The following is an 18172-nucleotide window of genomic DNA, read 5'->3' on the forward strand; positions in this document are numbered from 1 at the left end:
ACACACGGTGACGCGGGATGGAGCAGTCCGGTAGCTCGTCAGGCTCATAACCTGAAGGTCGTTGGTTCAAATCCAACTCCCGCAACCACCGAGACCCCGAACAGACCCCAGAAGAAGCCCCGTTGTATCCAGCGGGGCCGTTCGTGTGTCTGCGCTCGACGCGCAGTTGGGAGGCCGATTGCCCTGCCCAGAAGGGGTTTGCGCGGTCGATCATTGGTGCCCGCCAAGCAGTCCTGGCGCGCGATCGCCGTTCGCCCCGGCTGGGCATGGCCGTCAGGCTCCGCTCGTCATTCGCCCTCTTGCCGGGCCAGCTTTTTACCGGCGCACCTCCCGGCACGGCTTGCCACGTGCTCGCAAGGCAGCCTAGCAGTGCCGGTCTGATGGTCGCTTTGATTTGCGGATGGGTTGGTGCCGGGTTCGGCGGCGAGGATGAGCTCGCGCGGTTTGCGAACGCGCTGGTGGCCAATCCCGGTCTCGAAACCGATTTCGTATTCCACACAGCGGGGCAGGGGGCAGTATCGCTGGCCGCGGTTCACGTTGCCCCGCGCGGTTTCACCGGCGCGCCACCTGAGATCCGCGGGTGCCATGGCGCGGTTACCGCAGTGGCCGACGCACGAATCCACAATGCCCACGCTTTGCGGGCGGAGCTGTCACCTGCTGCGCGCGACAGCGCGGCACGGGGCGACGCAGCGCTGATCGCCGCGCTCTACAGCGAGGCGGGCGAAGCGGGGCTGGACCGGTTGCGCGGCGAATTCGCCTTCGCGCTCCACGACGCGGCGAGCAACCGGCTGATCTGCCGCCGCGACCAGATGGGCGTGCGCCCGCTATATTCCTACGAAACGGCAGACGGCTTTGCCTTTGCTTCGCTGGCCCGTGCCTTCACCGGATCGGGCATCGTTGCAGGCCGGCGCGACTGGGCCGGTTCGATGCAGTTCCTCGCGCGCAACACCAACCCGGACGGGCGCACGATGATCGAAGGCGTCTCGCGCATGCCGCCTGCATCTCAATTCACGTTCGCTTCGGGCCAATTGAAAAAGCGGCGCTACTGGGCTCTTCGCGAGCCGGCGCCTGCCGGCCATCCGCCCGATTTCGAGGCCTGGTGCGATGGGCTGAAGGAACGTTTCGACGAGGCCGTGGCGCGCCGGCTGCCGCGGTCGGGCCCGGTGGCATCGGAAATCTCGGCCGGGCTCGACGCGGGCGGAATCTCCGCCACGGCCGCGCGGCTGCTGCCTGGTGAAGACCAGCATCTGCACGCCCATGTCTATGCGATGGCGCAGGATTCGGATCCCGAACTCTTCATCGACGAGAGCGAGCTGGCGGGGGAGATCGCCCGCCAATCCAATCGGATGAGCGTGACGAAAATCCGCCATCAGGGCCGCGATCCGGGGGAGGTGGGCCAGATCGAACCGGATCGCACCGAAGGGCGCTATGTTCATCTGGAAGATGACGTGTGCGCGTCCGCCTCGGCCACCGGCGCTGAGGTCGTGCTGTGTGGCTGGGGCGGGGACGAATGCGTCACCAACAAGCTGCGCGATACCCCCGCCCAGATGCTGAAGCGCGGTGAAATCTCGCAGTTGGCGGAAGATCTGCGCGCGACTTATTCGCGCGAGGGGCTGGGCAGTGCCGCCCGACGGACGGCTTCGATCGCGACCGAACTGGCCGTCCCCGCTGCATGGCGCAATCGGCTAGCGGACTGGCGCATGGGCCGGGGGCTCTTCCGATCCCAGGCCATCACCATGCCCGGCCTGAAGGCGAAGCATTTCGAGCGCGTGCGCTGGCGCGATCTCTCTGGCAGTGCGGCGGCGCGCATGATCGCGGGGCTGGAGCGAATAGCGACCAGCGGGCGCACGGACAGTCTGGCGGCGACATCCGCCCGCCACGGGGTGCAATATAGCTTCCCCATGCTCGACATCGATCTCATCGAATACATGCTGACCTGCCCGCCGGGCTATCTCGCCGATGCGGAGCTGAAGCGAAAGCCTTTCCGGCAGGCGATGAAGGGCGTGCTGCCGGACAGCGTGCGCATGCGCGGCCGGAAAATGATGCCGATCCCGGAAATCATTCCGGATGTTGCACGCAACAAGCAGCAGTATCTGCAACGCCTCGATGCGCTGGAGCGTGATCCAAGGCTGCACGAATATGCCGATTTTTCGCGGCTGCGCAAAATGATCGAGAAGCTGCCCGATTACGATGAAACCATCGCGTATTTCCGGGAGCAGCGCGCCAAGGGTGTTCAGGCTAGGCCCGACACCCTCGAAGGGGTTCCGTTCCGTACCATTTTCGCGCTGGAGCGGTTGCAGTCGTGGCTTGCGGAAGAAGAGTAAGCGCAGGCAGCGGGCCTGGAGTTGAATACTACAACGGATTCGACTCTTTCCATTAAACGAGACTTACGCGCTAGGCGCGTGCACGGGCTGTTCCGCCGCCATTCCAGTGAACCGCCAACTGCCGCTCAGCAGGCCACGGGAAGACAGGTGCCAAGTGCCGTTGACCAATCGGTATCCCCTGGCCAGTTTCCGTGTCGGTGCAGCTTCCTTCACAGACGATCCTCGGACTTTCCAAAAATAGTCGACTCTTTCTAGACTTACGGATATTTCTGGGACCCAACTCCACAGAGGAACGTCCACAGATGAACCAGCCGCACGAGACTTTACCCACGAATGCTGGCAAGCGCGCATGGTCGACACCGCAGGTTGTCGACCTCGACGATCGTCGGGCGATCGCGGGAGGCGCAGTCAACGCCCCCGAGTATTTCGCTCCCACATTTTATTCCGTATCCTGAGAACGCGCGGCCGGCGCGCGAGCAGGGGCTTTCCTGTCTCACGCTGTCGGCCGATCTGATAATCCCCAAGGCCTGGTTGCCCGCCGCATGCGGAAGCTTCGTCGGCATTTCGCAATTCCCCCGCGAAGGAATGCTCTCCGGGATCGTGCCGGGGGCTGAATCTATTGACTTTTATGTTGGGCCCAATATCCCGCACAGCGGATTCAAGAGGGGAACCGACATGAAACAGCCGCATGAAGCACTTCGCACGAATGCTGGCGAGCGCCGCTGGTCGACACCGCAGGTCGTTGACCTCGATGATCGGCGAGGAGTCGAGGGCGGTGTTTCGCCTGCAACTGAGGCCGTAGCGCCTACAGTTTTCTCCCTTTCCTGAAGGCGTTTCGGGACCACGCGCGAGCAGACGGCGGTCTTGACCCGCCCGGCGGATGGGCCGGATATCAGCAGTCTATGCTGACCAGCGTGCGCTCCCTCAGATCATCGAAAAGCTTGCCGAGTTCCTCTCGGCAGGTCGCTTCGCTGACGTCATAGTCACCGCGCACGGCCTCCACGAGGTCGCCGAAGCGCGCATGCTCGTCCAGCAGGTTCCACGCGTGGCGGCCGGTGTCCTTTAGCGCATAGAAACGGCCATCGACGATGTGCATCAGCACCAGTTCCTCGTCGACGACGGTTTCCACGAAATTCTCGCTCTTGCGGATCGTACAGTCGCTCTCGATTGCCATGTTGCGTCCCAATTCTGTCAGTCACGGCTCGTAGCCGAGCTCTTCCATCACTTCGCGGTTGTGCTCGTAAAGGCGCTGGCGCTGCTCTGTCGAGAGGCGTTGGCGCCCATCACCCGATCGTCCGGAATTGAAGAACCTCCCGGCCTTTTCGGGCTTTTCGCGAAATCCGTGCGCATCTTCCTTGGCGCGCAGTTTCTCGAACCGGCTTTCCTCCACCGCGCGGGCAATGGCTGCATCGTCCGTCGCCTCGTCGAGCGCGAGGAAAGCGGCCATCTGCTTCAGGCAGGCGGCAGTGTCTGCCAGCATGTCTTCGTAACGGATGGTGAGCAGGGGGATCGCGCGCTGTTCGTGCCAGCTGATATAATGCCCCTTCCAGCCGAGCGTGCGCTGGCGCAGCTGCGATTGCCTTCCCCCGGCCATGATGTGATCGGCGTGGTTCATCTGTTTCACGATCCGGTCGAAATTCTCGTGCCCCTGGTGATTGGCGTAAGACACGGCGACATCGTAGGGATGGCGCACGAGGTAGATCGCGCCGAAGCTGCAGCCTGCGGGGAACAGCGGTTCGCCCGCGCCGCTGTCGTGATAGCCGTCATGCACCTTCACGAACTGCCGCTCGATACAATCGACGGCGAGAGCGCGGTAGAAATCGGGGCGGACAAGATCGATCTCGTCGTCGGTCATGTCCGAAGAGGGCAGGCCCGTCACCTGATCGAAGCTCCGCCGGTTGGAAGAGATCGATCCGGGGAGCGAGGCGAAATTGTCATCGTCGACGTAATCGTGCGCCAGCAGGTTGGACAGCAGGATACGCGTCCAGGTGTTTCCGGACTTGGGGAAGGACGTCAGCCAGGTGATTGGCTTGTCGAGATACCCGTCCGGCGCGGGGGCAGGGTCAGCGGGCTTCCGGGTCATAGTCCAGAATCCATTCGCGCATGACCGCAGTCGAGTTTTCGAATTCCGACTTCAGGAGCGATCGATCGAAAGTCTGTACGCGAACCGCTGAAATGAGGGCGCCGAGAGTTCTGAAAAGCTTCTCTCGGCCGATGATCGCATTGGCGAAGCGCATGCGATACACGCTTTCGCGCAAGGCCCTGAGGGCCAGGGCGCCGCTGATCTGCTCTATCTCGACCGGCGTGCGCGCGCGGCGCACATTCTCGTTCTTGAGGATGGTCAGGCTCGACAGCAGGCCGGACGCATTCTCGCCCATGGTCGCGGGGCGGGCAAAGAACTTCTCGAAGCTCGGTTCGTCACGCACCGCGCCAAGCTTGTCCGATCCTGTCAGATCGAACGCATCCTTCCACAATTTCATGTCCTTCTGCCCTGCGTAGCAGAACGACCTGCCCGGTTCGATCCGCTCCGGATCGATGATCAGAACGTCGTCGGTAAAGAAGTCCAGCTCACTGCGGGAAAGGGCGGCCACCAGCGTGGACTTGCCTGCGCCCGAAGGGCCGGTGAAGGCATGGACCTGTCCATCCCTGATCACCGCGCTGGCATGGAGCGGGATGAGGCCCCGCTGATAACAGAGCGCCCCCCAGGCGGAACCCAGCAGAAACAGCGCCATGTCCCGATCGGATGTGTCGTTGCGCCTGTAGGTGATGCGCGAACCACCCTCGACCAGGAAGCTCGCCCCGCGAGGGACATGCAGCAGGAAGCGATCCCCGCTGACCTCGAAGTTGGTTCCCGCCTCGCTGGCATCATCCAGCCTATCTGGCACGCAGCCCTCGCAAATCCGCACATCGGCGCTGTCCGCGCGCACGAACGGTTCTACCCGGGATCCCAGTTCGAGGTCCGCGGTGACGGTAAAGGGAACATCACTCATAGAAACGGTATCTGTAACTCGCATTCAATCGACGGCGCAGTGTGGGCTACATGGTCCGCGCCCCTCTCGGGGAGGGCGAACCCTTAACATTCGGGCTCCAATGTCAACAATTTGGCCGGCAAAACCCCCATCGCGGTGCTGGCACTTTGGTCGCCCGCCAATCGCTGATAGGGAAACCGCATCATGAGGATAGTGCGGTTCCTTCGCAGAAAGCTCGGCGAAGCCGAAATCTGGGTCAGCCTGGCCGTGGCCTGGGTGCTGGTCCGTTTCGTGCCGTTCAACTGGTGGCGCAAGAGCATCGGGCCGATCGGGGGGGAGGGCATGGCTGCCCTTCGGGTGGACGAAGCGGCCACCAGGCGAGCCTACGGACTGGGCAGGGCGGTAGAGCGCATTGCCGATCGCGCCTGGTTTGCGCCCGTGTGCCTGCCGCGCGCGATCGCCGCGCGCTGGATGCTGAACCGGCGCGGCATTCCTTCGCGGATCGTGTTCGGTTCGCGCCGCAATGACGATCCTGCGGGCAGGAAACTGCTTTTCCACGCCTGGCTGAAGGTCGCGGACGTGGTGGTGACGGGCGCCCAGGGGCACCACGCCTTCGTGCCGTTCGAAAAGAGATCGACCGAAAATTCGAGCGACAATTCACCCGGCGAGGACCGGCCGGAGCGCGAACTTTCGGATGCGATAGCGACCCGAAAGTTCTGAGCGGCCTGGCGTCAGCGCTTTGGCGGTTCGCTGCGCGCGCCGCCCTATGCTTTGGCCTCTGCCGTGCGTGCCCGGTCCTCCTCGGGCTCGCCTTCGTGGGTCGCGGCCCACACCACGCTGCCAGCGCTGAAGCCGTGAACGATGGTCGATAGCAGGATGGTGAAGGTCACCGTGGCCCACAGTGCGCCCTCGTCGACCAGGTCGAGCTGGCCGCCTGCATAGGCGAGGTAGTAGATCGAGCCGATGCCGCGCACGCCGTAAAACGCGACCACGCCGCGCTGCCGCACGGACAGTTTCGTCCGGACGAGGGCGAGCATCCCGGAGGCCGGCCGGATCACGAAGATCAGCGCAACGCCGAGCAGCGCGTGCGGCCAGTCCAGGTAGGTCAGCAGCGAGGGGATTGCCCCGCCCAGCAGGACCAGCAGGATCGCGGTGACGGAGTGTTCCAGCGCGCTCGAGAAAGAGTGCAGCCGTCCGTGGTAATCGTGCTCCGCCTCCTTCCGGCGCAGGACAATGCCCATGACGAAGGCGGCGATGAAGCCGTAGCCTTCGATCAATTCGGTCAGTCCGTAGGTGACGAGCACGCCCGCCAGCGCAATCACGCCGGTGCCCGCATTGGCCAGTGGATTGTGGCCGGGCAGAGAGAACAGGATCTTGCCCAGCAGCCAGCCCGCCGCCGCCCCCGCTGCCGCGCCGACGACAATCTTGTACCCGACGTAGAAGCCGAACCACTCGCCGAACCAGTCCGATACGCCCCCGCTCGCGGCCACAAGGAAGATCGCCAGATAGACGAACGGAAAGGCCAGCCCGTCATTGAGGCCGGCCTCGGTGGTCAGGGCGAAGCGGACCGGGTGCTCGCCGCCTTCGGTTGGCGGCCCGACCTGGACGTCCGCCGCAAGAACCGGATCGGTCGGCGCGAGGACGGCGGCGAGCAGCACCGCCGCCGCGAGCGTCAATCCGACCCCGATACCGAGCGCCACAACGGCGAGAATGCACAGCGGCATGGCAATGGCCAGCATGCGGACCGTCGGCCCCCAAAGGTCCTTGCCGATAATGCGATCGATCCTGATGCCGGTGCCGAAAAGCGCGATGATGACGGCGAATTCGGAAGCCAGTTCCCAGATGCGCGGCCGGTCGAGCGGACTCAGCGCGTCGGGCACGCCGGGGATGATGCCGAACACCGCCAGACCGCCAAGGATCAGCAGGCCCGAAGAGGCAGGCTCGCGCCCATGCAGGAACCGCGGAAGCCAGTAGGCGAGGATGATCGCGAAGCCGCACCCCGCGAGCAGTATGTGATAGGGATCGAAACCGAAGGTAGCCTTGTCCATCGTGGATGAACGCCCGAGGCCGCGAGGTGGCCCCCGCTATGCCCTGCGAGGGCGCCTCAGGCCAGCTCTCGCGACAGCTCGCGCCATTGTGCGGCTGTCGGCTCGCGCCTTTCGTTGGCGATGTAGAACAGCGTGTCGCCGCCCTCGATCCGGCGATCGGCCACGCAGTTGAGGTCAAGGTGCCGGCCATTCGCCTCGCTCACCCCGATCAGGGTTATGCGGTGCGATTTCTTGAGCGCCACCAGCGCGTCGATATAGGCCATCGGTGGCGTATCGTCCGGCACGTACAGCGAAAAGGCGGTGCTTTCCGTGCGAGAGGAGAACATCAGGTTGGCAAGGCGCGATGCGCCCGGATCGTTCGCCGCGCGCACCATCATGTCGACCGAGATCGAGGAGAAGACCTCGATATTGTCGATCTGGTGTTCGAGCAGCCGGGCCGTATCCTCGTTCTCCATGTGCACCACGATATGCGCGGTCGGCGCGGCGGCACGCGCAGCCAGCGTCGCGGCCAGCGTGTCATCGTCGTTCGCGCCGCGGATGAGGACCGATTTGGCCCCACCGGCACCCGCGCGGACATAGGCGTCGAGATCGGACAGCGTCTCCGAATAGACGAAGTCGATTGCCTCCGGCATCGGATTTTCGGCAACCGCGGCCGCCATCAGGATGGGGCGCACAGGCTGGCCGCGATCTTCCAGCAGCGTCTCGATCAGGCGCTTGGTGGCACGTTCCTGCCAGCCGACGATCACGATATGGTCGCTGCGCTTCGCGTAGTTTCCCTTGCCTTCCAAGCCTCGCCTCCATTGGTTGCCGATATCGCTCACCGCCTTGCCCAGCACGGCGGTGAACAGGGCGATCGAGCCAGGCAGGACCACGATCGCCGCGGCCGTGCGCCCGGCATCGGTCTGCGGGCTGAGATCGCCGTATCCCACCGTCGTGGCGGTGGTGGTGTAGTAGTAGAAATAGACCGCGAGATCGGAGACCAGTTCGGTCTCTCCGGTCGCTGCGAGCACCACGTAGGACAGGACCATGTGCAGCGCGATCACTGCCAGCAGCACGCTCCACCGCAGCATAGCGATGGCGTAGTAGATTCGCTGCAAGGTCCGGCTCATCACCCCCATGACGCGCAGGGCATAGCCGGGGCTGCGCATTTGGACAATCGCCCCCGCCGCTTCGCCGGGCTGGCGCGGAGACGGGAACGGGGCGCGCCGCCAAGGTTTCTTGTTGAAACGGACAAGAAAGACGGCAGTGAGCGACAAGGCGCAAGAAAACAGCGAAATTCCGGTCGGTATCGACCGAACGGGAGAACGCGTCGAATTCGATTCCATGGGCGAGGTGCGCGTCCCGGCGGATCGCTACTGGGGGGCGCAGACGGCCCGTTCGCTCGAGCATTTCGCCATCGGCGAGGATCGCATGCCGATCGAGCTGTGCCGCGCCTACGGCTACCTCAAGAAGGCCGCTGCCATCGTGAACGAACGGGCCGGTTTGCTCCCGCGCGAAAAGTGCGAGGCAATCGTCGCCGCGTGCGATGAACTGGTCGCGGGCGAACTCGACGATCATTTCCCGCTGCGGGTCTGGCAGACCGGGTCCGGCACGCAGACCAACATGAACGTCAACGAGGTGATCGCGAACCGTGCGATCCAGCTGCTGGGCGGTGAACTGGGCAGCCAGAAACCGGTCGCGCCCAACGACGATGTCAACAAGAGCCAGTCGTCCAACGATACCTTCCCCACGGCCATGCACCTCGCGGCGCTGGGCGCGCTCGACAGCATGCTGCTTCCCGAAATGGAGCTGCTGGCCGAGGCGATCGAGGCCAAGGCGCAAGGATGGATGGATGTTGCCAAGATCGGGCGCACCCATCTGCAGGACGCGGTGCCCCTGTCCGTCGGGCAGGAATGGAGCGCGTGGGCGGAAGCCCTGCGGGCGTCCATCGCGGATCTGGGCGTCGCGCGCGAAGGCCTGATGGAGATCGCGCTGGGCGGTACTGCGGTGGGCACCGGGCTCAATGCGCCAGAAGGCTTTTCGGAAGATGTCGCAAAAGAGATCGCCCGGCTCACACGCCTGCCGATCCGCACCGCCTCCAACAAGTTCTACGCGCAGGCGACGCTGGACCCCACCGTACGCCTGTCCGCCGGCCTGCGCGGCGTCGCGGTTGCGCTGATCAAGATCGCCAATGACGTGCGCTGGCTCGCCAGCGGGCCGCGCTGCGGAATCGGTGAACTGAAGCTGCCCCAGAACGAGCCGGGATCGTCGATCATGCCGGGCAAGGTCAATCCGACGCAGAGCGAGGCGCTACTGATGGTCGCCATGCAGGTGATCGGGCACGATACGGCCAATGCGATGGCGGGCAGCTGGGGCAACCTGCAGCTCAATGCCATGCGCCCGGTTATCGCCGCCAACGTGCTGCATTCCATCCGCATTCTTGCCGATGGCTGCGCAAGCTTCCGGGTGAATGCCATCGAAGGTACGGAGCTGGACCGGGACCGGATCGGCCACCTGCTCGAACAATCGCTGATGCTGGTGACGGCGCTGGTGCCCGAAATCGGCTATATGGCCGCGGCGCACATCGCCGAGGCCGCGGCGAAGAACGGGACGACGCTGCGCGAAGAAGCGATTGCCAGCGGCAAGCTGAGCGAGGAAGACTACGACAGGATCGTGCAGCCCGCGACGATGATCGGAGACGATCTGTCGGGCGCCTGACCAGGGAGGTCGCGTTGCCGTAGCGGTAGGCTGCGCGCGGCGGAAATCGAGATTTGACAGGCCTGCCGCCGACGCGCCAAGCGTTCGCGCAAGGGCCACAGGAACGACAGGGGAACCTCGAAAAATGAGCGATGCGAACATGCAGGACCGGGCAGGATTGAAGATCGCCGGAGAGCTGGTCGATTTCGTCGAAACGCAGGTCCTTCCGGGGCTCGACCTGGCGGCGGAAGATTTCTGGCGCGGCGCTGCGGGCATTTTCGAACGTTTCGTGCCAGGCAATCGCGACCTGTTGCAGAAGCGCGAGGCCATCCAGAGCAAGATCGACGATTGGCACCGCGCCAACCCGGCGCCGGTCGATCCGGAAGCCTACCGCGCCTTTCTGACCGATCTCGGCTACCTCGTTCCCGAACCCGAGGCCTTCACCGTCGACCCGAAGAACGTCGACCCCGAACTGGCGCAGATCGCCGGGCCGCAGCTGGTGGTCCCGGTGCTCAACGCGCGCTTTCTCCTGAACGCAGCAAACGCGCGCTGGGGCAGCCTGTACGATGCGCTGTACGGGACGGACGCCATCCCCGGATCGCCCAAGCCCGATGGCTACGATCCCGAACGCGGCGCGAAGGTGATCGAGTGGGGCCGCGAGTTCCTTGATCGGGCGGTGCCTCTGGAAGACCAGCTCTGGCGCAACTGGGACGGCAGCGAACCGAAGCTGAAGGGCGATGCCCGGGTGGTGGGCAAGCGCGACGCCAACTGGCTGATCCGGCACAATGGCCTGCATATCGAAATCGTGATCGATCCCGCGCATCCGGTCGGCAAGACGGACAAGGCAGGCGTCGCGGACATCATCATGGAGGCGGCGCTTTCGACCATCTGCGATTTCGAGGATTCGGTCGCGGCGGTGGACGCCGAGGACAAGGTGCTGGGCTACACCAACTGGCTCGGCCTGATGAAGGGCGACCTGCGGGAAACCTTCATGAAGGGCGGGGAGGAGATGACTCGCACGCTCAACCCGGACCGGCATTATGTCGATCTGGAAGGGAACGCCTTCACGCTGCCGGGCCGCAGCCTGCTGCTGGCGCGTAATGTCGGCCACCTGATGACGACGCCCGCGGTGGTCCTGCCCGATGGCAACGAAGCGCCCGAGGGCATTCTGGACGCGATCATGACCGCGACCATCTCGTGCCACGACCTGAAGCGGACCGGCGCGCTCTCCAACAGCCGCGAAGGATCGATCTATCTCGTGAAGCCCAAGATGCACGGGCCGGAAGAATGCGCCTTTACCAATGATCTGTTCGATGCGGTGGAAGACCTGCTGGGGCTGGACCGGCACACGATCAAGGTCGGCGTGATGGACGAGGAACGGCGCACGTCCGCCAATCTCGCAGCCTGCATCCACGCGGTGAAGGACCGGATCATGTTCATCAATACCGGCTTCCTCGACCGTACCGGCGACGAGATTCATACCGCGATGCGCGCGGGTGCGATGCGCCGCAAGGGCGCGATGAAGGAAACACCCTGGATCGCGGCCTACGAGGATCGCAACGTGCAGATCGGGCTTGCCTGCGGGCTTTCGGGCAAGGCGCAGATCGGCAAGGGCATGTGGGCCATGCCTGACCGGATGGCGGACATGCTGGCGGAGAAGATCGGCCACCCGATGTCGGGTGCGAACACCGCCTGGGTGCCTTCGCCCACCGCCGCCACGCTGCACGCCACGCACTACCACCTCGTCGATGTGTTCCAGCGACAGGGCGAGCGCCGGGAAGAGGGCATCGCCCCGCTTGCCGACCTGCTCACCATCCCGCTGGCCGATGGCGTGAACTGGCCCGCCGAAGAGGTGCGTGCGGAACTGGAGAACAACGCGCAGGGCATCCTGGGCTATGTGGTGCGCTGGGTCGATCAGGGTGTCGGATGCTCCAAGGTGCCCGACATCAACGATATCGGCCTGATGGAAGACCGCGCGACACTGCGCATTTCAAGCCAGCATATCGCCAACTGGCTGGAACATGGCGTGGTGAGCCCCGAACAGGTGGATGAAGTGCTGCGGGAAATGGCCAGGAAGGTCGATGGACAGAATGCAGGCGATCCGGATTACCGTCCGATGGCCGACGATCCCGAGAACTCCATGGCCTTTCAGGCGGCGCGCGCGCTGATCTTCGAAGGGACCGAACAGCCCAGCGGCTATACCGAGCCGCTGCTGCATGCCTACCGCCAGAAGGTGAAGGCGGGCGGCTAGATCAGGCCGAGCAGCTCGCTCCGCCCAGCACGCAGAAGCGCGCGCAGTGCGGATGGTTGAGCTTCACCGCCACGTTCGCCTCGGCCAGCGTTTCGCCGAAGTCGAATTCCTCGTCGTAGGGGATCAGCGTGCAGGCCACGACGCGCGGGACAGGTTCGCCCTTGCGGTGGACCACCATGCGGCTGGATGCGCACATGATGTCGGCGGGTGACTTGCCGAGGATGTCCCAGCATGCCGTGGTAATCTCGGCGACATCCTTTTCGGCATCCATTTCGGGAAAGAGCACGCATTGCGCAGGGTCGTGCGCGTCGATGTGCAGCCTCTCGCGCGCGAACAGCGCGGCGTAGCCCTCGCGCGCCTCGATCATGCCTTCGCCGGGTAGCAGCCGCCCTGCGACCGCAATGCGGAAGTGGTTGTCGGACAGCCACTTGAGCCCGCCAATCGCGGCGTCCCAGCTATCGGGCCCGCGCTCGCCCTCGTGGACCGCCTTGGTATGATGATCCAGGCTCACACGGATTGTCAGTTTCGCGCCGTAAGCCTCTCGCAGCGCGAGCAGCTTTGCCTCGTGACGGCGCATCGGCTTCATCGCATTGGACAGCACCAGCGCCTCGAAGCCACGCGAGAGCGCATCTTCCAGCATCGGCAGGAAATGCGGATTCATGAACGGCTCGCCGCCCGTGAAGCCGATTTCGCGCGTATTCCACCCGTCGCGCTCGATCTCGTCGAAGTAGCGCGCGGCGTGTTCGTGCGTGAGATAGATCAGCGCATCGTTGGTCGGGCTGCTTTCGATATAGCAGGTGGCGCAGGCGAGGTTGCACAGCGTGCCCGTGCACAGCCATAGCGTGTCCAGCTCCAGCAGGGGCACCTCGGCGCGCTGCGATCCGTCGGCCGTAACGTCTGGATCGGTAAACTTGCCTTCGGGCAGGGCGGCGGCCTCGACCGCGAAGGGCGACGGGCCTTGCGGCGCATTGCGAGCCTTCGAACGGGCAGGGGAATCGGAAGCCATCAGAACGGGCGCATCCGGCGAAACCACGCGCGCGTCTTGGCGTAACCACGCGGCACCTTGCCGAAAACGGTGCCTTCCCACGCGCTGAAGGCGGCGGCCTTGGTTATCTCGCTGCGGGTGGGGTAGGCGACAATGGCACTGCCCAGCGCGAACGTGCTCGCCTTGCCGGTGATCAGCTGCGCGAACGGCAGCAGCATCTCGCCCGCATTCTTGCCCACGATACTGGCGCCCAGGACCTTCTTGCCTTGCATGATGACCTTAAGGTGGCCCCGCGTATCGCCTTCCGCAATGGCACGCTCGTTATGGTCGAAGCCTTCGCGGACCACCGTCACTTCCTGCCCGTGCTTTTCGCGTGCCTGCGCTTCGGTCAGTCCGATCTGGGCCACCTCGGGATCGGTATAGGTGCACCAGGGAAGGGCGGACCAGTCCACCTTGGTCGGCAGCCCCAGCGTGATTTCCAGGGCAACATTGCTCCCTTCGTAGCCGGAGACATGCGTGAGGCGCGGCCCATCGCGGCAGTCGCCTATCGCGTAGATATGCTTCAGGCTCGTCCTGCGCCGTTCATCGACCAGGATGCCGTTGCGGCCCAGTTCGATACCGATCTTTTTCAGCCCGTAGCCTTCGGTCCGGGCCCGCCGCCCAACCGCGACCAGCAGGTGCGTGCCGGCAATTTCCTGCCCGTCCTCCAGCGTGACGGTCAAGCTGCTGAGCGCGCCGGGCGTTACCCTGGCGGCCTTGCCCTTCACGAACATCACCCCTTCGGCCTCCATCGTCTCGACCACCACTGCGACGGATTCCGGATCGTCCCGGCCCATCGGCTCGCCCGGTTCGATAACCGTGACCTCGCTGCCGAGCCTGCGGAAACTCTGCGCCATCTCCATGCCGATCACCCCGCCACCCACGATGATGAGGTGCTGGGGGAGCTGGTCGAGATCCCAGATATTCTCGTTGGTAAGGAAGGGTACGCTGTCGAGACCGTCTATCGGAGGCAGATAGGGCGCCGATCCGGTGGCGATGACGATCTTCGGCGCGGCCAGATCCACATCGCCCACGCGAACCTTGCGCCGGCCCGTGAAGGTCGCATGGCCGCGATAGACGTCGCAGCCCATTTCCTCGAACCGCTCCTGGCTGTCGTGCGGCGCGATCTCGGCGATGGCGCGGTGGATGTGGGCATGCACGCCCGACCAGTTGACCCTCGCTGCGGTCAGCTGAACCCCGAAGCGATCCTGTTCGTTGGCAACGGCTGCGCGTTTGGCCGCGGTTATCAGTGCCTTGGACGGCACGCACCCGTTGTTAAGGCATTCCCCGCCCATGTCCGCGCGCTCTATCAGCGCAACCTTCAGGCCGAACAGCGCGCAGCCCCCCGCCGCAGTCAGCCCTGCCGCACCCGCGCCGATCACGATCACATCGTGCGTAAATTTCATACCTGCCCCTGAAACCCACCTTGTCGATCAAGCGAACGCCTGCTCTCTAGCCCACCTCAGCAGCCAGAGGTCGATAGGTTTCATGAATCTCGAAAACTCGCAAAACTATTATGGCGAGGTCCTGCAAGGTTCCTCCGATCTGAAGACCGACGCCTGCTGTACGCTGGATGCGCCGCCGCCTGCGGTGATGGACCTGCTGCGCAATGTCCACGAGGACGTGCGCGCGCGCTATTACGGCTGCGGCCTGGTCGCCCCGCAGGCCATCGAGGGGGCGCATGTGCTCGATCTGGGATCGGGTAGCGGGCAGGATGCCTACCTGCTGGCGCAGATGGTGGGAGAGCATGGATCGGTTACGGGGGTCGACGCAACGCCCGCGCAACTGGCGGTCGCGCGCGAGCACGAGGACTGGCACCGGGAGCGTTTCGGCTACGCGCAGTCGAACGTGCGCTTCCTCGAAGGCGATATCGAAAAGCTGGGCGACCTCGGGCTGGAAGAGGGCAGCTTCGATGTGATCGTGTCCAACTGCGTCATCAATCTGGTGGCGGACAAGCGGGCGGTGTTCGATGCGGCCTATCGCCTGCTGAAACCCGGCGGCGAGCTGTATTTCTCCGACGTATATTCAGAACGGCGCGTGCCCGAAGGCCTGCGCGACGATCCCGTTCAGCACGGCGAGTGCCTTTCGGGCGCGATGTACTGGTTCGATTTCATCGCATCGGCCAAGGCCGCAGGCTTCCTCGATCCGCGGCTGGTCACCAGCCGACCGCTGGGCACCAACGACGCGGCCATTGCTGCCAAGCTCGATGGTATCGCCTCCCACTCGGCCACCGCGCGGCTGTTCAAGCTGCCGGAGCTGGAGCCGCTTTGCGAGGATTACGGCCAGGCTGTGCGCTACAAGGGCACTGTCGCGGCCGAAGAGCGTGTCTTCGTCCTCGACGATCACCACCGGATCGAGGCGGGGCGCATGTTCCCGGTTTGCGGCAATAGCTGGAAGATGCTGGCCGACACGCGCTTTGCCGGGCATTTCGAGTTCTTCGGCGATTTCAGTACGCATTACGGCATCTATCCCGATTGCGGCACGCTTTTCCCGCTGGCGGGCTCCGCGCCGCAGGTGGCGAGCGGCGGCGGCTGCTGTTGAACCGCATTCTCGTGACGGGTGCCGCCGGGCTGATCGGCGGCGAGGTCTGCGCGCGCCTTGTGGCCGCGGGGCACCGGGTGACCGCGCTTGTCCATCGTAATCCGCTGGTGTGCGGCAATGATGGATGGGATGTGCCGGTCTCCGAAACCATCGGATGCGACATCCGGCAGGAAATGCTGGGACTGGATAGCGAAACCTTCGCGCGGCTGGCGCGCGAACACGATCTGGTGATTCACTGCGCCGCCACGATCCGGTTCGACCTTTCCGATGAGGAGTACGAGGCCGTCAACACGCGTGGCACGGCCAACGTAATCGCGTTGGCCAAGGCGGGCGGGGCGGGGCTGCTCCATGTCAGCACCGCCTATGTCTGCGGCACGCGCGACGGCCCGATTGGAGAGGACGACCCGCTGCCTGCCAGTGACGCGTTCGCCAATGGCTACGAAGCGAGCAAGGCGGCGGGAGAGCGCCTGGTGTGCGAGAGCGGGCTGAATTTCGCCATCGCCCGGCCCGCCATCGTGCTCGGCGAATACGAGAATGGGCGCATACGGGGTTTCGATGCGCTTTATGCCGCTTTTCGGCTCATGGCGGAGGGGCGCATCCGCACCATTCCGGTGCGCGAGGATGGGACGCTCAACTTCGTGCCGATCGACCATGTTGCGGGCGGGATCGTCGCCATTGCGCAGCAGATGGGGGCGGCTTCGGGCGGGACGTTTCATCTGGTCGCCGCGCAACCCTTGCCGGTGCACGAGTTTGCTGCGGCCATTGGCGGCTACGCGCAGTTCCACGCGCCCGATCTTGCGCGTCACGACAGGTTCGATGCCTCTGTGCTTCCGGCCATGGAGCGGCGGCTTCACCGCCGTGTTGCGGGCCTTTATGCGGGCTATTTCCAGCGCGATCCGCGGTTCGACGATGGCCGGTTCCGCGCGCTGACCGGGATTGAATCCGGCCCGGCGGATCGGGCCTACATGCAGCGGCTGATAGATTTCTGCATCGCCGACGGGTTTCTTCCTTCCGCGCCAGCGGACTAGCGCACGTCCGGATAATCGCGCGCCATGCGGCTGCGCAGGCCCAGCGCCCACAGGATGCCGACCTTGAAGTAGATCCAGTTGGCCTTCAGCGGCCCCCATGCGGCGATGCGCCGGTCGGAGGTGCGGACTACGCGGGGCACCATCCGGATGCGCCCCAGCCGCGCAAACTTCACGCACAGGTCCGCCTCTTCCATCACCATGTCGCCCGGCGTGCAGCCGCCGATCTTCAGGAAATCGGCGCGGCGGAAGAACATCGCATGGTCGCCGAACAGCAGCCGCACGCCGCGCACGAACAGGTGCGGGCGGCACAGCAGCGGCGCGTACCAGGTCTTGATGTAGTTGTGCGCGGAGGTGATCCAGCGGGTTTTCGTGCCGGTAATCAGCGGGGTGAAGCTGGCGAGCGCGGTGCGTTCATCCGCCAGCGCCCTGCGGACGACCGCGATCATGTCCTGCGGCGGGAAGCTGTCTGCATGGACCACGCATACCAGCGGGGCCTGCGCGGCCTCGACCCCGGCGTTGATCTGCCGCGCCCGCCCACGCTCGGCCGAGATCACGCGCCAGCCCGCCTGCTGCGCCAGCGCGACGGTTTCATCCGTGCTCCCGCCATCGACCGCGACGATTTCATCGGGGGCGGGATCGAGCGTGGAGAAATGCGCGGCAAGGGCAGGAAGCGCAGCAGCCTCGTCGAGCACCGGCACTACGATGGCGACGCCAGCACCACTCACGCGAGCAGGTCGGGCCAGGCGTCGAGATCTTCGCCGGTGTCGATATCGGTCAGCTCGGGCAGCAGGTGAGGGCTGATGCCGTTGGCTTCCAGCCGCCGCATGGTTTCGGCGAAGACTTGCGGGGTGCTCCACGCCATGTCGGTGAACAGGTCGGGGCAGGGCTCCCTCAGGGCGAGCAGCCAGTAGCCGCCGTCGTCCGCCGGGCCGATTGCCGCATCGCGATTGGGCAACACGCTGGCGGCCTCGCGCAGGAGCGCCGCCGTAAGGCCGGGGCAGTCGCTGCCGATCATGATGGCGGGGGCGCCCACGCGGGCCAGCTTTTCGCCAAGATCGCCATCGCCCTGGTCGCGCACGTCCAGATCTTCACCCAGCCAGTCGCGGAATCGCTGCGGATCGCCCCCGGTCACGCGCAGATGGAAGGGCAGGCCGCTTGTTCGTGCCTCGCCCACCGTCATCTCCAGCAATTTGCGGTAGAGCGCGGCCGCCCCTTCGGCGCCCAGTCTCGGGATCAGGCGCGTCTTGGCCATGCCCGGTTCGGGCCAGCGCGCGAAGATGGCGACCTGAGGTGTCTGCATCCCTCGGACAT

The 18172-nt window shown here is 64.9% G+C and carries 15 protein-coding genes and 1 tRNA gene; 7 read left to right on the plus strand and 9 right to left on the minus strand.

All coding sequences use genetic code 11. From position 1 onward, the window contains the following. Positions 1–11 precede the first annotated feature (11 nt). Positions 12–88 (plus strand) — tRNA-Met (locus tag ADAD_RS0113375). 292 nt (positions 89–380) lie between these two features. Continuing rightward, the gene (locus tag ADAD_RS0113380; protein WP_010414708.1) at positions 381–2324 is read left to right on the plus strand and encodes an asparagine synthetase B family protein; all 1944 of its coding nucleotides are present in this window, start codon (positions 381–383) and stop codon (positions 2322–2324) included. A gap of 892 nt (positions 2325–3216) precedes the next feature. Here the strand turns inward: ADAD_RS0113380 and ADAD_RS0113390 are convergent. From ADAD_RS0113390 to ADAD_RS16025, 3 genes are read right to left on the minus strand one after another with little or no spacing between them, the layout of a single operon-like run. Further along, complete coding sequence (locus ADAD_RS0113390) at positions 3217–3498, minus strand: PqqD family protein (protein WP_010414711.1); 282 nt, start codon at positions 3496–3498, stop codon at positions 3217–3219. A gap of 21 nt (positions 3499–3519) precedes the next feature. Beyond that, positions 3520–4407: a sulfotransferase domain-containing protein gene (locus tag ADAD_RS16020; RefSeq protein ID WP_010414714.1), complete on the minus strand. Its 888-nt coding sequence runs from the start codon at positions 4405–4407 to the stop codon at positions 3520–3522. Continuing rightward, a complete protein-coding gene (locus ADAD_RS16025; RefSeq protein ID WP_010414718.1) occupies positions 4388–5314 on the minus strand; it encodes an ATP-binding cassette domain-containing protein in 927 nt (308 codons plus the stop codon). Before ADAD_RS16025 ends, ADAD_RS16020 begins: the two co-directional genes overlap by 20 nt. A gap of 183 nt (positions 5315–5497) precedes the next feature. Here ADAD_RS16025 and ADAD_RS16430 point away from each other — a divergent pair, with 183 nt between their 5' ends. Next, the gene (locus ADAD_RS16430; RefSeq protein WP_010414721.1) at positions 5498–6013 is read left to right on the plus strand and encodes a lasso peptide biosynthesis B2 protein; all 516 of its coding nucleotides are present in this window, start codon (positions 5498–5500) and stop codon (positions 6011–6013) included. 44 nt (positions 6014–6057) lie between these two features. On the opposite strand, the gene ADAD_RS0113415 is transcribed toward ADAD_RS16430, so the two are convergent. Both ADAD_RS0113415 and ADAD_RS0113420 read right to left on the minus strand, forming a co-directional pair. Continuing rightward, positions 6058–7341, minus strand: a complete 1284-nt coding sequence (locus ADAD_RS0113415) for a cation:proton antiporter (protein ID WP_010414724.1) — start codon at positions 7339–7341, stop codon at positions 6058–6060. A gap of 56 nt (positions 7342–7397) precedes the next feature. Beyond that, on the minus strand, positions 7398–8489 hold the full coding sequence (locus tag ADAD_RS0113420; protein ID WP_010414726.1) for an ion channel: 1092 nt from the start codon (positions 8487–8489) through the stop codon (positions 7398–7400). A 97-nt stretch (positions 8490–8586) separates the two neighbouring features. On the opposite strand from ADAD_RS0113420, the gene ADAD_RS0113425 reads away from it, so the two are divergent. Together ADAD_RS0113425 and ADAD_RS0113430 are read left to right on the plus strand one after the other, a co-directional pair. Next, positions 8587–10038 (plus strand): class II fumarate hydratase, encoded by a 1452-nt coding sequence (locus tag ADAD_RS0113425; RefSeq protein WP_010414729.1) that lies wholly within the window; start codon positions 8587–8589, stop codon positions 10036–10038. Between the two features lie 124 nt (positions 10039–10162). After that, a complete protein-coding gene (locus ADAD_RS0113430) occupies positions 10163–12268 on the plus strand; it encodes a malate synthase G (protein ID WP_010414732.1) in 2106 nt (701 codons plus the stop codon). Position 12269: 1 nt separating this feature from the next. Here the strand turns inward: ADAD_RS0113430 and ADAD_RS0113435 are convergent, their stop codons facing one another. After that, on the minus strand, positions 12270–13274 hold the full coding sequence (locus ADAD_RS0113435) for a radical SAM protein (protein WP_010414734.1): 1005 nt from the start codon (positions 13272–13274) through the stop codon (positions 12270–12272). Then, a complete protein-coding gene (locus ADAD_RS0113440) occupies positions 13274–14698 on the minus strand; it encodes a dihydrolipoyl dehydrogenase family protein (protein WP_010414737.1) in 1425 nt (474 codons plus the stop codon). Before ADAD_RS0113440 ends, ADAD_RS0113435 begins: the two co-directional genes overlap by 1 nt. An 82-nt stretch (positions 14699–14780) precedes the next feature. Between ADAD_RS0113440 and ADAD_RS0113445 the strand changes: the two genes are divergently transcribed. Both ADAD_RS0113445 and ADAD_RS0113450 read left to right on the plus strand, forming a co-directional pair. Next, a complete protein-coding gene (locus tag ADAD_RS0113445) occupies positions 14781–15833 on the plus strand; it encodes a methyltransferase domain-containing protein (protein ID WP_010414738.1) in 1053 nt (350 codons plus the stop codon). Then, the gene (locus ADAD_RS0113450) at positions 15830–16861 is read left to right on the plus strand and encodes an SDR family oxidoreductase (RefSeq protein ID WP_029140139.1); all 1032 of its coding nucleotides are present in this window, start codon (positions 15830–15832) and stop codon (positions 16859–16861) included. Before ADAD_RS0113445 ends, ADAD_RS0113450 begins: the two co-directional genes overlap by 4 nt. Here the strand turns inward: ADAD_RS0113450 and ADAD_RS0113455 are convergent. After that, positions 16858–17586: a glycosyltransferase gene (locus tag ADAD_RS0113455; RefSeq protein WP_029140140.1), complete on the minus strand. Its 729-nt coding sequence runs from the start codon at positions 17584–17586 to the stop codon at positions 16858–16860. The genes ADAD_RS0113450 and ADAD_RS0113455 overlap by 4 nt on opposite strands. Further along, positions 17583–18161 (minus strand): TIGR04282 family arsenosugar biosynthesis glycosyltransferase, encoded by a 579-nt coding sequence (locus tag ADAD_RS0113460; RefSeq protein WP_010414743.1) that lies wholly within the window; start codon positions 18159–18161, stop codon positions 17583–17585. Before ADAD_RS0113460 ends, ADAD_RS0113455 begins: the two co-directional genes overlap by 4 nt. Positions 18162–18172 lie beyond the last annotated feature (11 nt).

Source organism: Citromicrobium sp. JLT1363, assembly GCF_000186705.1.
Taxonomy (GTDB): Bacteria; Pseudomonadota; Alphaproteobacteria; order Sphingomonadales; family Sphingomonadaceae; genus Alteriqipengyuania.

What these genes read in the sequence shown, in the direction of transcription:
- ADAD_RS0113380 (WP_010414708.1), top strand. Translation starts at nt 381, where the DNA reads ATGGTCGCTTTGATTTGCGGATGGGTTGGTGCCGGGTTCGGCGGCGAG.
- ADAD_RS0113390 (WP_010414711.1), bottom strand. Translation starts at nt 3,498, where the DNA reads ATGGCAATCGAGAGCGACTGTACGATCCGCAAGAGCGAGAATTTCGTG.
- ADAD_RS16020 (WP_010414714.1), bottom strand. Translation starts at nt 4,407, where the DNA reads ATGACCCGGAAGCCCGCTGACCCTGCCCCCGCGCCGGACGGGTATCTC.
- ADAD_RS16025 (WP_010414718.1), bottom strand. Translation starts at nt 5,314, where the DNA reads ATGAGTGATGTTCCCTTTACCGTCACCGCGGACCTCGAACTGGGATCC.
- ADAD_RS16430 (WP_010414721.1), top strand. Translation starts at nt 5,498, where the DNA reads ATGAGGATAGTGCGGTTCCTTCGCAGAAAGCTCGGCGAAGCCGAAATC.
- ADAD_RS0113415 (WP_010414724.1), bottom strand. Translation starts at nt 7,341, where the DNA reads ATGGACAAGGCTACCTTCGGTTTCGATCCCTATCACATACTGCTCGCG.
- ADAD_RS0113420 (WP_010414726.1), bottom strand. Translation starts at nt 8,489, where the DNA reads ATGCGCAGCCCCGGCTATGCCCTGCGCGTCATGGGGGTGATGAGCCGG.
- ADAD_RS0113430 (WP_010414732.1), top strand. Translation starts at nt 10,163, where the DNA reads ATGAGCGATGCGAACATGCAGGACCGGGCAGGATTGAAGATCGCCGGA.
- ADAD_RS0113435 (WP_010414734.1), bottom strand. Translation starts at nt 13,274, where the DNA reads ATGGCTTCCGATTCCCCTGCCCGTTCGAAGGCTCGCAATGCGCCGCAA.
- ADAD_RS0113440 (WP_010414737.1), bottom strand. Translation starts at nt 14,698, where the DNA reads ATGAAATTTACGCACGATGTGATCGTGATCGGCGCGGGTGCGGCAGGG.
- ADAD_RS0113445 (WP_010414738.1), top strand. Translation starts at nt 14,781, where the DNA reads ATGAATCTCGAAAACTCGCAAAACTATTATGGCGAGGTCCTGCAAGGT.
- ADAD_RS0113460 (WP_010414743.1), bottom strand. Translation starts at nt 18,161, where the DNA reads ATGCAGACACCTCAGGTCGCCATCTTCGCGCGCTGGCCCGAACCGGGC.